This window comes from Allobosea sp. LjRoot9 (assembly GCF_964252745.1).
Classification (GTDB): domain Bacteria; phylum Pseudomonadota; class Alphaproteobacteria; order Rhizobiales; family Beijerinckiaceae; genus Allobosea.
On sequence record NZ_CAXUPC020000001.1, the window covers coordinates 320,646 to 336,879 of the forward strand.

14 protein-coding genes and 1 tRNA gene are annotated in these 16,234 nt (G+C 65.0%); 11 read left to right on the forward strand and 4 right to left on the reverse strand.

The window, feature by feature from the left end; all coding sequences use genetic code 11:
* Nucleotides 1–42: 42 nt before the first annotated feature.
* The gene (locus ACSQ3P_RS01525; RefSeq protein ID WP_436163938.1) at nucleotides 43–924 is read right to left on the reverse strand and encodes an EamA family transporter; all 882 of its coding nucleotides are present in this window, start codon (nucleotides 922–924) and stop codon (nucleotides 43–45) included.
* A 102-nt stretch (nucleotides 925–1,026) separates the two neighbouring features.
* Between ACSQ3P_RS01525 and ACSQ3P_RS01530 the strand changes: the two genes are divergently transcribed.
* The 6 genes from ACSQ3P_RS01530 to ACSQ3P_RS01555 all read left to right on the forward strand — a co-directional run bounded on the left by ACSQ3P_RS01530 (nucleotide 1,027) and on the right by ACSQ3P_RS01555 (nucleotide 9,960).
* Entirely contained in the window at nucleotides 1,027–1,503 is a 477-nt protein-coding gene (locus tag ACSQ3P_RS01530; protein WP_436163939.1) for an Lrp/AsnC family transcriptional regulator, read from the forward strand.
* 303 nt (nucleotides 1,504–1,806) lie between these two features.
* Nucleotides 1,807–2,304 carry a MarR family winged helix-turn-helix transcriptional regulator gene (locus ACSQ3P_RS01535; RefSeq protein ID WP_436163940.1) on the forward strand — a complete coding sequence of 166 codons (498 nt, stop codon included), beginning with the start codon at nucleotides 1,807–1,809 and terminating at the stop codon, nucleotides 2,302–2,304.
* A 7-nt stretch (nucleotides 2,305–2,311) separates the two neighbouring features.
* Entirely contained in the window at nucleotides 2,312–3,532 is a 1,221-nt protein-coding gene (locus ACSQ3P_RS01540) for an HlyD family secretion protein (protein WP_436163941.1), read from the forward strand.
* The gene (locus tag ACSQ3P_RS01545; RefSeq protein ID WP_436163942.1) at nucleotides 3,525–5,075 is read left to right on the forward strand and encodes a DHA2 family efflux MFS transporter permease subunit; all 1,551 of its coding nucleotides are present in this window, start codon (nucleotides 3,525–3,527) and stop codon (nucleotides 5,073–5,075) included. The genes ACSQ3P_RS01540 and ACSQ3P_RS01545 overlap by 8 nt, the downstream gene beginning before the upstream one ends.
* A gap of 96 nt (nucleotides 5,076–5,171) precedes the next feature.
* Nucleotides 5,172–7,034: a putative bifunctional diguanylate cyclase/phosphodiesterase gene (locus ACSQ3P_RS01550; RefSeq protein ID WP_436163943.1), complete on the forward strand. Its 1,863-nt coding sequence runs from the start codon at nucleotides 5,172–5,174 to the stop codon at nucleotides 7,032–7,034.
* 100 nt (nucleotides 7,035–7,134) lie between these two features.
* On the forward strand, nucleotides 7,135–9,960 hold the full coding sequence (locus ACSQ3P_RS01555) for a phosphoenolpyruvate carboxylase (RefSeq protein WP_436163944.1): 2,826 nt from the start codon (nucleotides 7,135–7,137) through the stop codon (nucleotides 9,958–9,960).
* Between the two features lie 98 nt (nucleotides 9,961–10,058).
* Here the strand turns inward: ACSQ3P_RS01555 and ACSQ3P_RS01560 are convergent, their stop codons facing one another.
* The 3 genes from ACSQ3P_RS01560 to ACSQ3P_RS01570 form a co-directional block, all read right to left on the reverse strand.
* Nucleotides 10,059–10,259 (reverse strand): hypothetical protein, encoded by a 201-nt coding sequence (locus ACSQ3P_RS01560; protein ID WP_436163945.1) that lies wholly within the window; start codon nucleotides 10,257–10,259, stop codon nucleotides 10,059–10,061.
* Between the two features lie 307 nt (nucleotides 10,260–10,566).
* Nucleotides 10,567–10,872: a hypothetical protein gene (locus ACSQ3P_RS01565; protein WP_436163946.1), complete on the reverse strand. Its 306-nt coding sequence runs from the start codon at nucleotides 10,870–10,872 to the stop codon at nucleotides 10,567–10,569.
* A gap of 136 nt (nucleotides 10,873–11,008) precedes the next feature.
* A complete protein-coding gene (locus tag ACSQ3P_RS01570; protein WP_436163947.1) occupies nucleotides 11,009–11,374 on the reverse strand; it encodes a hypothetical protein in 366 nt (121 codons plus the stop codon).
* A 325-nt stretch (nucleotides 11,375–11,699) separates the two neighbouring features.
* Between ACSQ3P_RS01570 and ACSQ3P_RS01575 the strand changes: the two genes are divergently transcribed.
* The 5 genes from ACSQ3P_RS01575 to ACSQ3P_RS01595 all read left to right on the forward strand — a co-directional run bounded on the left by ACSQ3P_RS01575 (nucleotide 11,700) and on the right by ACSQ3P_RS01595 (nucleotide 16,229).
* Nucleotides 11,700–13,265: an AMP-binding protein gene (locus tag ACSQ3P_RS01575; RefSeq protein WP_436163948.1), complete on the forward strand. Its 1,566-nt coding sequence runs from the start codon at nucleotides 11,700–11,702 to the stop codon at nucleotides 13,263–13,265.
* A 28-nt stretch (nucleotides 13,266–13,293) separates the two neighbouring features.
* Nucleotides 13,294–13,971, forward strand: coding sequence for a DUF1190 domain-containing protein (locus ACSQ3P_RS01580; protein WP_436163949.1), 678 nt, complete (start codon nucleotides 13,294–13,296; stop codon nucleotides 13,969–13,971).
* A 67-nt stretch (nucleotides 13,972–14,038) separates the two neighbouring features.
* Nucleotides 14,039–14,126: transfer RNA gene (locus ACSQ3P_RS01585), tRNA-Leu, on the forward strand.
* Between the two features lie 262 nt (nucleotides 14,127–14,388).
* Nucleotides 14,389–15,111, forward strand: a complete 723-nt coding sequence (locus ACSQ3P_RS01590) for a hypothetical protein (protein ID WP_436163950.1) — start codon at nucleotides 14,389–14,391, stop codon at nucleotides 15,109–15,111.
* Between the two features lie 32 nt (nucleotides 15,112–15,143).
* Entirely contained in the window at nucleotides 15,144–16,229 is a 1,086-nt protein-coding gene (locus tag ACSQ3P_RS01595; RefSeq protein ID WP_436163951.1) for a hypothetical protein, read from the forward strand.
* Nucleotides 16,230–16,234 lie beyond the last annotated feature (5 nt).

Sequence of the window (16,234 nt, forward strand, 5' to 3'; positions counted from 1 at the left end):
CTGTCGGTTCGCGGAACGCCCGTGGCTGCCGAACAGGCTTGGCTATCCCTCGCTCGCCTTCGGCGGCGAGTGGACCGCAACGCCGGCTATGACCAGCGCCACGCCGAGAATGTCTTGCAGGCTTGGGATCTGGGCGAGGACGATCGCCGCAATGATAGTTGCCGTCGCAGGCAGGATCGCCAGGCAAAGCGCGAAGGTCTGACGTGGCAGGCGGGACATCGCAAGCTGGTCGGCTATGTAGGGAATGACCGACGAGCATAGGCCGACCGCGATGCCGGCAAGCACCAGATTGATCGCGCCAAACGCCCTGGCCGCCTCGCTGAAGCCGATCGGCATGAGGATGACGAAAGCGATGGCCATGGCGGCGCCAAGACGCTCGACGCCGCCATTCGCTCCGCCTTCCGCCGCTTTGTGACCCAGCACGATATAGCCCACGAAAAGCGCTCCGTTCAGGCTTGCCCAGAGTAGCCCCAGCGCGTCCGTCGACCCTTTCAAGTCGATCATGATGAAGACGCCGAGCACCGCCAGAAGCAGCGCCAGAGCGTTGCGGCGCGTGCGCAGCCCGTAGAGAGCGACACCAATCGTGCCGACGAACTCCATGGCGGCCACGAGGCTCATGGGTAGGCGGTCGAGAGCCAGATAGAAGGCCGTGTTCATGGCTGCGAGGCAGGCGCCGAGGCCGAACAACAGCAGCCTTGTCTTCGCGTCGGCCTGCCGGATCGTTCTCCACGGCTTGGTGAAGGGCGCGAAGATGAGGGCTGCCGACGCGATCCGGAACCACGCCACGCCAAGAACTCCGACCGCTGGAAAAAGCAGCACGGCGAAGGACGGCCCGAGATAGTGGAAGATGGCGCTGACCCCGAACCAGGCATAAGGCGGGACGGCTTCAGCGGCTCCATTGAGCGTCAGCTTCGATGATGGCACGAATTGCTCCCTCGTCATCATCATGAGAGGATAGTTCGCTCGATTGAATGCCTGATACGAGGAGAATCTCCGTTTTTTCCTTGCAAGTGCATGGTGATTTCGATGAAGCGCCTTCGATATGAAAATGGCGGGTTGGATGCGACGGATCTCCGGCTGCTCGATGCGCTCGCCGCCGATGCGCGGATCAGCGTCGCGGAGCTGGCGCGTCTCGTCGGACTGTCTTCGCCGAGCGTGTCTGAAAGGGTCAGGCGGCTGGAGGAGGCGGGCGTGATCGAGGGCTATACCGTCACGATCAATCCCAAGGCGCTTGGCCTGCCGCTCGCAGCCTGGCTCCGTATCCGGCCGATTCCCGGCCAGCTTCACAATGTGACCGAAATCCTTCGGGGGATTCCGGAGATCGTCGAATGCGACCGCATCACCGGCGAAGACTGCTTCATCGCTCGCGCCCATGTCGAGACTGTCGAGGCGCTGGAGCAGTTGATCGACAAGCTCATCCCCTATTCGATGACGAACACGTCGATCATCCAGTCGTCTCCCGTCCCGCGCAGATTGCCGCCGCTGAGGCTGCCGATCGCGTAATCCCGCCCGAGAATGGCGGAGAGGGCGTCGCGCCCCTTTTCCTTCTCCCCTGGCGGGAGAAGGTGGCTCGGCGAAGCCGAGACGGATGAGGGGGTGCTGTGAGCTCACCGTCTGGCCTGAACGTGATGCCAACCGTAAAGGGCGCGGCGCCCCCTCATCCGGCGCTGCGCGCCACCTTCTCCCGCGAGGGGAGAAGGGAGGAGTGCCGTGCGCCCTGGCGGCATAGCGGCCTTGCGCTGTCGGCTGCGACAAAACGCATCGCGCCCGTTGGAAGTCCTAGGCGTCAATATTATAAGCATGCCTATGAACAGCATGCCTAATGACCCGACGGGGCATCCGCCTCCTTCCGTCGGCTTTCTCCTGCACGATGTGGCGCGTTTGCTGCGGAAGCGTTTCGAGCAGCATGGCCGGGCGCGCAGCCTCGGCCTGACGCGCTCGCAATGGCAGGTGCTAGCCTATCTCACCCATAACGAGGGCATTCAGCAGGGCGGGCTCGCCGAATTGCTGGAGGTCGAGCCAATCACGCTCGGGCGCATCGTCGACAAGCTCGAAGCCTGCGGCCTGGTCGAGCGGCGCGCGCATGCGACGGACCGGCGGGTCTGGCGGCTCTTCCTCACCGAGAAGGCCGGGCCGAAGCTCGCCGAGATGCGCGGGATCGGCGAGATGACCCGGGCGGAAGCCTTCGGCGAAATCTCTGATGCCGAGCGCGAACATCTTCTCGCCCTTCTGGGGGCGATGAAATCGAACCTGACCGCGGCCTGCAGCACGCCGCGTGCGGAAAAGCAGACCAACCATGGATGAAGCAGCCATGAAGTCCGAATCCCAGGCCAAAGACGAACCGATCCCGGCCAGCAACGTGACCGAGATTCGCCGAGCCGCGAGCAAGCTCGCCCCCTCGGCCGAGGCGACGCCTCAGGCGGAGGCACCGGCTAGCAAGGTTGTGGCCGCGAAACGGGCCGGCACCCGGCGGCGGGCGCTGTTTGCGCTGCTGCCCGTCGCGCTCGTCGTCGGCGGATATTTCTATGTTGTCGGCGGGCAGGTCATGTCGACCGAGAACGCCTATGTTCAGGCCGATATCGTCGGCCTCTCGACCGATGTCGCCGGCATCGTCAGTGACATAGGAGTTCACGACAATCAGGTCGTGAAGGCCGGCGATGTCCTGTTCACGCTCGATGACCAGCAGTTCCGCCTCGCTCTCGACCGGGCGGATGCGCAGATCGGCATCGTCAAGAACGACATCGCCGCGCTGCAGGCGAGCTACAAGGGCGTGCAGAGCCAGATCGTTCAGGCGAAGATCGATATCGATTTCTATACGGTTGCGTTCAAGCGCCAGCAGGACTTGGCGACGAAATCCTATGCCTCGCAGGCGATCTTCGATCAGGCGAAGCATGACCTTGACGGCGCGGTCCAGAAGCTCGCCCTGCTCCAGACCCAGCTTGCTGGAATCGCCGCCAATCTCAATGGCGACCCTGAGGCGCCTGCAACCGACCATCCCCGCTACAAGGACGCCGTCGCCGCGCGCGGTGAGGCCGCCCGCCAATTGGCGCATACGGTGGTCAGGGCACCGATGGACGGCATCGTGACGAATGTGCCGTCCCTGCAGAAGGGGCAGTATCTCGCCGCAGCGACGAACGCCTTCAGCCTGGTCTCGACCGACCATGTCTGGATCCAGGCGAGCCCCAAGGAAACCGAACTCACCTGGGTGCGCCCGGGGCAGAAGGCGACGGTCGCGGTCGACAGCTATCCGGGCCAGGACTGGACCGGCGTGGTCGACAGCATCAGCCCGGCCTCGGCGGCGAGCTTCTCGCTGCTGCCCGCCCAGAACACCAGCGGCAACTGGGTCAAGGTCGTCCAGCGCATCGCCATGCGCGTGCGCATCGAAACCCCGGCGGACAAGCCGCAATTGCGCGCCGGCATGAGCGTGGTGCTCGATATTGACACCGACCATGCGCGCGGCCTGCCGAGCTTCATCTCCTGGTCGTTTGGCAATTCCTGGCCGTTTGGAAAATCAGAGCCGCGCCATGGCTGATCTCGCCGCGACGGCGTTCGTCCGCGTCGCCAATCGCGGCGCGATCACCGCCTGCGTGATCCTCTCCGTGGTCATGCAGGCGCTCGACACGACGATCGCGAATGTCGCGCTGCCCTATATCCAGGGCAGCGTCTCGGCGAGCGCGGACCAGATCAACTGGGTCCTGACCTCCTATATCGTCGCAGCCGCGATCATGACGCCGCCCTCGGGCTTCCTGGCTGCGCGCTTCGGGCGCAAGCGCGTGCTCTCGGCCGCGATCGTCGGCTTCGTCGTGGCCTCGATGCTATGCGGCGCGGCCCAGTCGCTGTCGCAGATCGTCGGCTTTCGCCTGCTGCAGGGCTTCTTCGGCGCGGCGCTGGTGCCGATCTCCCAGGGCATTCTGCTCGATATCTACACGCCCGAGGAGCGCGGCTCGGCGATGGCGCTGTTTGGCGTTTCGGTGATGGTCGGCCCGGTGCTCGGCCCGGTGATCGGCGGCTGGCTGACCGAGAACATCTCCTGGCGCTGGGTCTTCTACATCAACCTGCCGCTCGGCGCGCTCGCCTTCACGGGCGTTGCGATCTACCTCAAGGAAACCGCCACCAACCTCACCGCGAAGCTCGACTGGATCGGCTTCGGGGCGCTCAGCCTCGGCATCGCCTCGCTGCAGATCTTCCTCGATCGCGGCGCGCAGCTCGACTGGTTCGATTCCGGCGAGATCATCATCGAGGCCGCGGTCTGCGCCGCCGCCTTCTACATCCTCGTGGTTCACACCTTCACGGCGCAGAACTCGTTCATCAAGCCGCGCCTGTTTCTCGATCGGAATTTCAGCGTCGGCATGATTTTCATCTTCGTCGTCGGCATCACCTATCTCGCCTCGATGGCATTGATGACGCCCTATCTGCAGACACTGATGGGCTATCCGGTCGTCACCGCCGGCGTCGTCATGGGGCCGCGCGGGCTTGGCACCATGGTCTGCATGTTCGTCGTCGGGCGCCTGATCGGCAAGGTCGATATCCGCCTGCTGCTGACGGCCGGCCTCGGCGTCAGCGCCTGGGCGATGTACGACATGTCCGGCTGGACGCCCGATGTCTCGCAGACCACGATCATGGTCACGGGCTTCATCCAGGGCGCGGGGCTGGGCCTCTTGTTCGTACCGCTGACGACGGTGACCTTCGCGACCTTGCCGGCGCAGTTCCGCGGCGACGGCACGGGCCTCTACAACCTGTCGCGCAATATCGGCTCCAGCGTCGGCATTTCCTTCGTTGCCTATCTCTTGACCCGCAACACGCAGGTGAACCACGCGGAGATATCGAACTACGTCACTCCATATAATCGCATCTTCGAGAACCTGGCGATCAAGCAGGCCTGGGATCCGCTGAAGCTCGCCGGCCGCGCCGCGCTCGACGAGGTGGTTACGCGGCAGGCGACGGTCATCGCCTATATCGACGATTTCAAGCTGCTGATGCTCTTGTGCCTGGCCGCGATCCCGCTGGTCATCCTGCTGCGCAGCCCGAAGCGGCAGGAAGCACCCACTGAGGATCATGCGATGGTGATGGAGTAGGGCCCGGCACAGGAGCATTAGCAGCTAACAAAGGCTTAATCGACTGAGCACTAGCATGGCCGTCCTGAGCGGATTCTCAGTCGAAAGAGCCTGATCGTGCGCGACCACCCCTTGCCGGAACCCGAGCCGGCGCGCTCCGCGGCCTGGCGCGAGTCCGGCACCGTCACGACGCGGCGCGACGACGAAACGGCTGGCCTGCTGGAGCGGGTCGAGCGGCTGCAGCGGGAGCTGGAGGAGACCTCCCGGCTCCTGCGCGAGCGCGACGAAGCGCTGGCGCATAGCAAGAAGATCTTCGATCGCGCTTCCGAGGCCGCGAAGATCGGCGTCTGGGAATGCGACCTGACCAACGCCGATTCCTTGCGCTGGACCGACGCCGTCTACGATCTCTTCGAACTCCCGCGCGGCTCCAAGCTCGATCGGTTCAGAATCGTCGAGATGTACGATCCCGGCTCCCGGGCCGCGATGGAGACCCTGCGCAGCAAGGCGATCCGCGAACGGGGCGGCTTCACGCTCGACGCCAAGATCACGACCGCGCTCGGCAACGAGCGCTGGATGCGGCTCACCGCCGATGTCGAGAGCGAGAACGGCGTTGCCGTGCGCATCTTCGGCATGAAGCAGGACATCACCGAGGAGCGAGCGCTCTGGGACCAGACGCGGTTCCTGGCGGAAATCGACCTGATGACCGGGCTCGCCAATCGCGGCCAGTTCCAGGCGATCCTGTCCGGCCAGAGCGGCGAGCCTGTCGGCCCGCTCCTGCTCGTCGATCTCGACGGTTTCAAGCAGGTCAACGACACCTTCGGCCATGGGCTCGGCGACGAATGCCTGAAGCAGGTCGCGGCGCGCCTGCGCTGCGTCTGCGCCGAGGCGCGGCTGGTAGCGCGGATCGGCGGCGACGAGTTCGCCGTGCTGATGGGGGCAGCTTCTGACCGGTCGGCAGCAGAGGCTCTGACCGAGCGCATCCTCGATGCTTTGCGCTGTCCGATCGCCTGGGGCGCGCATGTCTTCCAGCTCGGCGCGTCGGTAGGGATCGCGATCCCGCAAGGCTTCGACGCGGCAAGCGCGGCTGAGCTGTTCAGCCATGCCGACATCGCGCTCTATGCCGCCAAGGCGGCCGGCAAGAACACCTTCAGGGCCTTCGATCCGCAAATGAAGAGCGAGGGCGAGCGGCGGTTCGAGACCGTCCGGGACATCGGCCGAGCCCTGATCGAGAACCAGCTCGAATTGTACTACCAGCCCAAGCTGCGGCTCTCCGACCAGAGCCTGTCGGGGTTCGAGGCGCTCTTGCGCCGGCGCATGCCCGATGGGCGGGTGGTTGCGGCGGGCGCCTTCCAGGCAGCCCTGAACGATCCCGACCTTTCGGCGCGCCTGGGCAAATGGGTGGTCGAGAAGGCCTTGCGCCAAGCCGGGCTATGGCATCGTGCGGGTTTCGACTTCGGCAGTCTCGCGATCAATCTGAGCGCCTCGCAGCTCCATGACCATCATTTCGCGGAGACGCTGATCGAGCGCGTCGCCGAGCAGGGCCTGAGGCCCGGCATGATCGAGATCGAGGTGACGGAAGGCGTCTTCCTCGACGATGAATCCGGCCCGGTAAAGCGTATCCTCGAGCGCCTGAAGCAATGCGGCATGCGTGTCGCGCTCGATGATTTCGGAACGGGCTACGCCTCGCTCGTGCATCTGCGCAGCTATCCGATCGACGTCATCAAGGTCGACAAATCCTTCGTGCAGCGTTTCCTCAGCTCGGCGCAGGATCGCGCCATCCTGGAGACGATCCTGCGCCTGGGCGCGAGCTTGGGCATGGACATCGTCGCCGAAGGCATCGAGACGGCGGCGCAATTGCAGGCGCTGAAGGCGCTGGGCTGCCCGTTCGGCCAGGGCTTCCTGTTCTCGCCGGCGGTGCCCGCATCGCGCGCCGTCGACTGGCTGCTGCCGGTCGGCTGCCGCCAGAACCGCGTGGCCTGATCGTCTCCTTCGTCTTGGTCTTCGCCATGGTCTTGCATCCCAGGTATCTTGCATCCGAGGCCCAAAACTTGCCTGCTCCGTCCGTGAGGGAGAGCGGGCGATGACGGATGGGCTCGACGAGCAAGGTGGACCGCGGGCGCTGGCGCTGGAGCTCCAGGGCGCAATCGAGCAGGCGCGCAAGGATGCGCGCGAAGACCCGTTCGGCAATCCCGTACTCAGGGTCACGCTCTGGCTGACGCGGCGGATGGATCGCGGCGAGCTGACATTGGACGCTGTGCTTGCTCTCGTGCGCCATCTCGGCCGCGAGGCATTATACGAGCGGGCGGGGCGCGTAGCGGCTTATGTCGGACTGACGGATGATGGCGATGTGCCGCTGCTGGCGCTGGCCGAGCGGCTGGCTGCTGCGGCCGAGGGCGAGCCCGAGCCCTTCGCACATTTCCGCACTGCGACCGCCCGGCCACGCTTCGCTGCCGTGTTCACGGCCCATCCGACCTTCGGCATGAGCCGGAAGCTGGCGCATGCGCTGGCCGATCTCGCCTCGGGCGATGTGGCGGGCGCGGCTGTGGTCGAGAATGAGGCGCTCTCCTTCCGGCCCGACGGCGCGATCACGCTGCAGGACGAATTCGAACAGGCGCGTTTCGCTGTGCGCCATGCCCGCGATGCGCTCGACCGCTTGAACGCGGCGCTGCTGACGGCGGCACGTTCGCGCTGGCCGGAGCACTGGCACGAGCTCGCGCCGCGGCCCTTGATCCTGGCCTCCTGGGTCGGTTGCGACACGGATGGTCGCACCGATATCGGCTGGTGGGACACGCTGCGCTACCGGCTCGAATCCAAGCGCGGACAGTTCGTGCGCATTCTGGAGAAGCTGCCGGAGGTGGCCGCGACGGCTGAGGTGCGGGCGCTGGTGTCGGCCGCACTCGCCGCCGTCGAACGCCAGCTCGCACTCGCGCCGCCGATCGGCACCCAACCGGCGCTGACCGCGCTGCAGGCCTTCGCCCTGGCTCTGGTCGGTGAGCGCGAGACGGCCTTGCCGGAGGCCTCCGGATTGATCGCTGCGCTCGACCGGGCGATTGCGGCGAGCGGGGCCGATGACGAGACGGCGATGGCGCTCTGCCTGGTCAAGGCAGGTTGCGTTGCCCATGGCGTCTCGATCGCGCTGCCGCATTTCCGGCTCAACGCCTCGCAGCTCCACAATGCGATGCGCGGCGTCATTCCGCTCGATGAGGAACCTGCCTTGCCGGCGCAGCGGCGCGCCTTCCTCAGCGCGGCCAACGCCCTGCTTGGCAAGGTCGAGCCGACGGTGGTCGATTTCGGCGCGCTCGCGGCCGAGCGCGCCTCGGCTGCGCGGATGATGATGACGATCGCGCAGATCGTGAAGCATCTCGACGGAACGCGCCCGGTGCGCTTTCTCGTGGCGGAAACCGAGACGGGTTACACGCTGCTCTGCGCGCTCTGGCTGGCGAAGCGCTTCGGCATCGCCGACAAGGTCGAGATCTCGCCGCTGTTCGAGACCTCGGATGCGCTGGAACAGGGGCCGCGCATCATCGACGAGGCGTTGCGTAGCCCGCATTTCCGCGACTATCTCAAGCAGCACGGCCGGCTCTGCATCCAGTTCGGCTATTCCGATTCCGGGCGCTATATCGGCCAGGTCGCGGCGACCTTCTGGGTCGAGCGCCTGCGCATCCGCATCTGCGAATTGCTGACGCGCTATGGGCTGAGCGATATCGAGCTGGTGATCTTCGACACCCATGGCGAGTCGGCAGGGCGCGGCGCGCATCCGCGCAGCCTCAGTGATCGCCTGGCCTATCTCGATCCGGCTTTCGCGCGGCAGGCCTTCAAGCGGGCGGGCGTCGCGACGGTGCGCGAGACGAGCTTCCAGGGCAGCGACGGCTATCTGCTCTTCGGCACGCGGCAGATCGCGGCGGCGACCGTCGGGCGTATCGCCGAGGCCGTCTTCGGCGAAGGCGAGGATGCAGCCGCCGACCCGATCTATCAGGAGCCGGATTTCGCCTCGGAGTTCTTTCAGACCGTGCGCGAGGAGATGACCGCGCTTGTCGATGATCCCGGCTATGCCGCGCTGATCGGCACCTTCGGTCCCTCGCTGCTCGACAAGACCGGCTCGCGCCCGGCGGCGCGACAGAGCGACGCCGGCGGCCCCTCGCGCATCCGCCATCCGCGCGAACTGCGCGCCATCCCCAACAACGCGATTCTGCAGCAGCTCGGCTGGCTCGCCAACAGCGTGCATGGTCTCGGCCAGGCGGCCGGGCGCGCGCCCGACCTGTTTCGTGCCATGCGCGAGCGCTCCGACCGCTTCGAGCGCGCCTATAGCCTGGCCAGCCATGCGATGGCCAACAGCGATCTCGACGTGCTGCGCGCCTATCTCGACACGCTCGACCCCGGCAACTGGTTCGACCGCGCGCGCCGTACAACGCGCGCGGGGCGGCGCGACGAATTGCTCGCGGTCGCCGACGCGCTGGCGCGACTCGAACTCGCGCCTGCGCTCAGGCGCCTGTTCTGGCGGCTCTCATCGGACTGGCTGAAGCTACAGACGGTGGCGGGCGACACGCCGCGCATGTCGGTCAGGCTGGTTGCGCTGCATGCGCTGCGGCTGGCGGTGATGCACCGGATCTGGCTTTCGGCCGCGCATATCCCGGATTTCCGGCCCCATGCCGGCTTGACGCGCGAGGCCTTGATCGAGCGCATCCTGCGGCTCGACATCCCGGCCTCGCTGCTCCTGCTCGGCGAGATCTTTCCGCTCAATCCCGATCCGACGATCGGACTGGATTTCGGCGAGCCGCCGGGACCGCGCGAAGGCGGGACCTATGAAGCGCTGCACCGCGACGTCTTCGCGCCGATGCGAGCCTGCTTCGACCTGCTGCGCGAAATCTCGGGCGCGATCCAGCACGAGATCGGGGCGTTCGGCTAGAGCATTTTCGAGCGAAGTGGATACCGGGTCGCGTGAAGAAAATGCAATAAAACAATAGGTTAGAGCATTTCCGCGATTCGAAGAAGTGCGGAAGTACTCTAGAGGCCTGCAAGACCGGGTGCGGCGCCCTGCCGGGATTGGCCGGGCGGCTTGGTCCGAAGCTTCGCATGGCGCCCCGAGGCGGTAATCGTCACCATGTCGCGTTTCGCCAAGGCGGCGATCGAGCCTTCCTTGAAGAACGGACCGAAGCGATCATGCGCCCAGCCGCGACGAAAGCGCTGAAGCGGAGCCTGCGCCATGGCGCAAAGGAGGCGCCGTTGCACCGAAGACAGTTGCGATGACCCGACCGGCGCGCTGCAGTTGTCCTGTATTCCGGTGATGTGCTGCACGATAAACGCCTCCAAATCCACGCATAGGTTGCATGGGGCTGAAGAGGCGAACATTGATCTGGAGCAACATTTGCGGCGGGTCCGCCGTATTTCCGGGCGCTGCGGCCGATGGTCTGCGCCTCTGTGGCCCATGCCGGCTTGATGCGCGAGGCCCTGATCGAGCGCATCCTGCGGCTCGACATCCTGGCCTCGCTGCTCCTGGGCTTTCAGGCCTGGATCACGCCGCCCGATCGAGCTCGACCACGACCGCAGTGTATTCCGGCGGGTGCGGGGCGAGCTTGGTCCGGGCGTCGTCGATCCAGCTGGCGAGCTTGATCACTTGCCCCAGGCCGGCGCTTTCGTCGTCGGGCTTGGCCGGCTCGATGATGGTGAGTCCGCCGGCGTCGAAGAAGAACGTATGATCGCCGAACACATCGCTGAGCTGGTCCGTGATCGGGTGGTTCTCCGGCAGGGCCTGGGTGCTCGGGACTTGGGCGTTCAACTGGTTCAGGGCGTGGTCGATACGCGCTTCGGTCAGCTTCATGATCCTGTCCTTTCGTTCGGGGGTAGGTGACGAGCGCGCGGCGCACGCTCGTCGGCCGGTTCCATGGTCCGATCAGACACGGTTTCGATCAGACCTGGTTCCGACGAGACCTGGTTCCGACAAGACCTGGTTCCGGTCAGACCTGTTCCTCGGCGACCAGGGTCAATTCACCGTCATCGTCGATGGCGGCGGCGATCACTTGCGCCGAACTGAGGCCCTTGGCTTTCAGCGCCGAGGAGGCCATCGGCATCGCATCGATCGCCCGGCGCAACTCCTGCAATTCATCCTGGCTGGTCTGCGAGGCGAGCGCATTGACCTGCGCCCGCAGCTCCGGCGACAGATGGCCCTTGTCGAGCACGGTCACGCTCTTGACGCCCGGAGCGGATTGGTTGCCGGGAGCCTGCGGCCGAGTCGGGGCGGGCGGATCCTGTTGGGCGCGGGCAATGCCGCTGGCGGCGAAGGCGAGCGGCAGGCAAATGGCGATTATCGTCAGCTTACGCATGATCTCTCCTTTCCATGAGGGTCTGGAGCGGGAGCGGCATCTCCCGATAACGACGAGACGCTAGCGGCCAAATCTGGTCAGCATCTGTCGTTCGTCTGGCCGTTCGGTGAAACCAATGCGACGGAAGTGTGAGCAGGCGGATGGCGTCGTCGTCTCCATTGAAACCCGGCCACCTCCCACTGCAGCATCAGACCGAACATCGTATTGGGTCTGATGCTGCAGTGCGTTGATCTTGCATCGGCTTGTCCCGAAAACCGGTTCCCACTTTTCGGGTCGATGCTCTAGGTTGAGAGCAAGAAGACGAGCCAGCCGGGAGAAGCAGCAAATGGCCGCCACGGAATTCGACGCGCCCGCGGCGCGGATCACGCTGTTCCGTGCGCTGATCCAGGCGAGCACTCGCCACGGCCGGGCCCGTATCGCGCTGGAGGATCCCGAGCGCCAGCCGATCAGCTTCGGGCGGCTCGTGCTGGGCTCGCTGGTGCTGGGGCGCAAGCTCGCAGGCGTCACGCAAGCCGGCGAACGCGTCGGCCTGCTGCTGCCCAATATGCAGGGCATGGCGGTGACGCTGTTCGGGCTCTCCGCCTTCGGCCGCGTGCCGGCGCTGCTGAACTTCACCGCAGGCGTGAAGAATCTGCGGGCGGCGGCCGAGCTTGCCGGGCTCAAGACCATCATCACCTCGCGCCGCTTCATCGACCAGGCCAAGCTCGACGACGAGGTCGCGGCCTTGGGCGAGGGCCGGCGTGTGATCTATCTTGAGGAGGTCCGCAAGCAGATCACCAGCCTCGACAAGGCTTATGGCGCGCTGCTCAGCCTGGCGCCCGGGCTGGCGCATCGCGCTTACGAGGCCAAGCCGGACGATGCGGCGGTGGTGCTGTTCACCTCGGGCACGGAAGGCAAGCCGAAGGGCGTCGTGCTCTCCCATGCCAATCTGGTCTCGAACGCCCGCCAGATCTTCCAGCTCGCAGCCGGCTTCCTGTCCGAGCGCGACATCGTCATGAACCCGCTGCCGGCCTTCCATTCCTTCGGGCTGACCGCGGGGCTCCTGATGCCGCTGCTGCAGGGCATGAAGGTCGTGCTCTATCCGAGCCCGCTGCACTACAAGCAGGTCCCCAAGCTGATCGGCGAGATGGGCTGCAGCTTCCTGTTCGCGACCGACACCTTCCTGCAAGGCTATGCGCGCGCAGCCGATCCCGACGATCTGAAGAGCGTGCGCTATGTCGTTGCCGGAGCCGAGCGGGTGAAGCCCGAGACGCGCCGGATGTGGGAGCCTTACGGCACCACGATCCTGGAAGGCTATGGCTGCACCGAATGCTCGCCCGTGCTCGCCTGCAACACGCCCGTCGCCACGCGCGAGGGCAGCGTCGGGCGTTTGCTGCCGGGCATCGAGGCGAGGCTCGATCCGGTCGAGGGCATCACCGAGGGCGGCAAGCTTTGCGTGCGGGGCCCGAACGTCATGGCCGGCTATCTCAGCGCCGAGGAGCCGGGCAAGATCGTGCCACCGGAAGGCGGCTGGCACGACACCGGCGACATCGTCGCGATCGATGACGGCTTCGTGGTGATCAAGGGCCGGGCCAAGCGCTTCGCCAAGCTCGGCGGCGAGATGGTCTCGCTTGCTGCCGTCGAGGCGATGATTGCGGGACTATGGCCGGAGCAGAACCATGTCGTGGTGGCGCTGCCCGATGCGCGCAAGGGCGAGCAGCTCGTCCTCGTCACCGAAAAGCCCGATGCCGAGAAGCGCGCCTTGCTGGACGAGGCGAAGGCGCAGGGCTTTCCCGAATTATGGGTGCCGCGCGCGATCCTGGTGACCAACTCCATTCCGGTGCTCGGCAACGGCAAGATCGACTATGGCGCGACGCGCGAGCTCGCGGCCTCGCGCCGTTCGCTGCTGTGAAGCCACAATCTTGGCTATGGTGCGCCGCATGATCACGGTTTCCGCATCCTCGCTCCTCGCCACGATCCGCATCGCAGCGCTTGCCCCGGCGCTCTATCTGGGTTCGCCCGCCGATCTCGCGGCGCAAGGCAAGAGCGTGATCCAAGGCAAGAATGCGATTTATGAGCGGCGCGACGAATGCGTCGAGGCCGGCCTGCTGAGCGCCGCGCAATGCGAGTTCGCCTATCGCAATGCCCGCGCCGAATTCGAGCAGAAGGCGCCGCGCTATGCCTCGCGCGCGTCCTGCGAGCAGGTCCATAAGCGCTGCGGCGCGCAATTGGTCGCGACCGGCGGCTGGGATACGCTCGGGCGCGGCGGAGCGACCTATGTGCCGCGCTTCAGCGGCGTGCGCCTGACCGGGGAGGGGGCTGCCTTGCGGGCCTTGCCGGTGGTCGAGGGCTCCGGGCGGATCGCCTTCGCCGGGCGTTCGGTGACGGAGCTGCAGGACAAGGTGGCGGGCCGGCAAAACGTGTCCGGGCCGACCGAGGCGCGGAGCAGCCGGCATGGCCACCAGACGCAAGCCGCAGGACCTTACGTGAAACGCGGCGACCGTGACGACACGGTGCGGGTGCCGATGGAGCAGAAGAGCATCGGCTCCAATGTCGCACCGGGCCTCTATGTCGATCCTGACGGCGTCGAATGGTACAAGCCCGCCCGCCGGCATTGATCGGCTTGCGCCGAAGCGCTTGGAGCGGCTTGCGCCGGGAGCCCGCGCCCGCTACCCCTGCGGGCAGGCGGACGTGGCGAAACTGGTAGACGCAAGAGACTTAAAATCTCTCGGCCCGAAAGGCTGTGCGGGTTCGATCCCCGCCGTCCGCACCACAGTGCCGGTACCAAGCCTGCCTTCAATCGTCGGCATCGTCCTCGCGCAATGCGAAGGCGATCGTGGCCTGCCGGCGGTAGCCGATCAGGCGCAGTCAGGGCCGCAGGTCGTCCCGGCGCGTGGTCTCAAAAGCCTCCAGCGTTTCACGGCTCCAGGTGAGCTGGCTGGACCTCGTGCATAGCTTCTCAAAATTCAACCACTGATTGAACTAATGAATCGACTCGTCCCGTAGTCTATGCTTCCTTTTGGGAAGAGGTGGCGATGGGTAAGAATTCGAATAAAACAACCGTCTCACTGAAGGCGTTATCTCTCACGGTCTGCTCATTGCTGACAGGCTGTGCCAGCGCTGGCCTGAACTACGATGATCTGCCAGCGGGCAGATTCACCGGATCGCTCGTGGTGATCTGGGTGGGGGAAGGAGACTCCTCCGGCGATGGCAGGTTCCTGTACGTCCCCGACCCGAGAGATCCCCTCACCTTTATAAGGCGTGATACCGGAGTTCCCGGCGCGGCCGTCCGTCCCGGCGTCATGTACACCGATGGTGGCTCGATCCCGAAACTCGCACAGGCTTTCCGAGGGTTCTCGCCTTGGGGATATGCGCCCGCCTACATGATCCATGACTGGCTGTTCGTCGCCCAGCACTGCGTGAGGGACGGTCATACCGATCCGAAATATCAGAAGCTTAAAGACGTGACCTTCCCGGACTCCGCCAAGATCATCGGTGAAGCGATCCGAGCTTTGGTCGCATCCCGTCGGGTCGGGAGGGACGATACCGCAGCCAGCCTGATCACGACGGCCGTCGGCACCGAATTTGCGCGACAACTCTGGAACGAGGACGGGGCCTGCGCCCGATCCCTCGTCGATGCCAAAGACCTGGCCCTCGCCGAGCGGATTGTTCCGGGATCGACAGGCGTCCGGTTCGATCGCGCTCAGCCGAACGTAGCGGTTGGGAACGCCCGCATCCTCACACGGATATCGTTTTGATGGTTCGCTTTTGAAGCAAGAGGGAGAGAACGATGGCCTTCGTGGTGGCATGGAAGTCTGATGATAAGGAAATCACTTACCGCGATCAGAACGGTAAGACCTTTATCAAGAGGAGAGGCAGTCGCGCCTGGCGCAACAACAATCCCGGCAACATCATCGATAGTCCTTTCGCCGATAGTCATGGAGCGATCGGCGACGACACCCGGATGGCCATCTTCCCGGATGAAAGTGTCGGCCGCGCCGCCATCATCTCGCTGCTCACAGGGGCGAAATACAAGAATCTGTCGATCCGGGACGCGATGTATCGCTACGCTCCACCGTCGGACGACAACGACACCGAGGCTTACATCGCGGCAATCGTCAAAGCTGTCGGCGTTCCCGCCAAAACGGTCATCGCTGATCTCTCTGACGCGGAGCTCGATCTCTTTGCCAACGCCATCAAAAAACATGAGGGTTGGACGGTTGGAGAGGCCATCGGAGACGGCGTCGCTGCAGCTCCTGACGCACCCGCTCCCACCGGGCTCGATCCGAGGGTCCAAAAACTTATCGAGATCGGCACAGATACCAAGCGTTGCGAGGAATTGCGCTATGCTGGCCGCAAGGCGATGGTGGCTATCTACGGCCAGATAACCGCTAAGAATGCGTGCGCCGCGACCCTGTGGGTGTTTCTGCAGGAAGCTGGCTTCCCTCTCAAGAAGATCGAGTATGGCGCGGGCAATCTCGCAAAATATATCGAGAAGACGTTGAAATGGCGAAGGGTTCAAGTTGGCCAGCAACAGCCGGGCGACGTGGCGGTCTGCCGGGATGATGATCCCGATCCGCCCGGAGCTGACCACATCTTCTTCCTCACGAAGCGCGTGAACGCCGATGAAATGATGATCGTCGATAATCAGGAGAGCTTCGCGCCGCATACGCGCTTTGCGTCGGGATATGGCGGCAAGACCCCCGTGGAGTATTTCCTGACTTTGAGATCAGAGCGGGCGTCGGATACCCGAATGTCTCTGAAGGTCGATTTGGCGGACGGCGATCTTGAGGTCGATTCCACTGTCGTGACCGAAGATCAGGATACCAACGATCTCGTTGTTCGCTTCACTCCCGATGGCAGATCTCTAGAGTAGTCGAT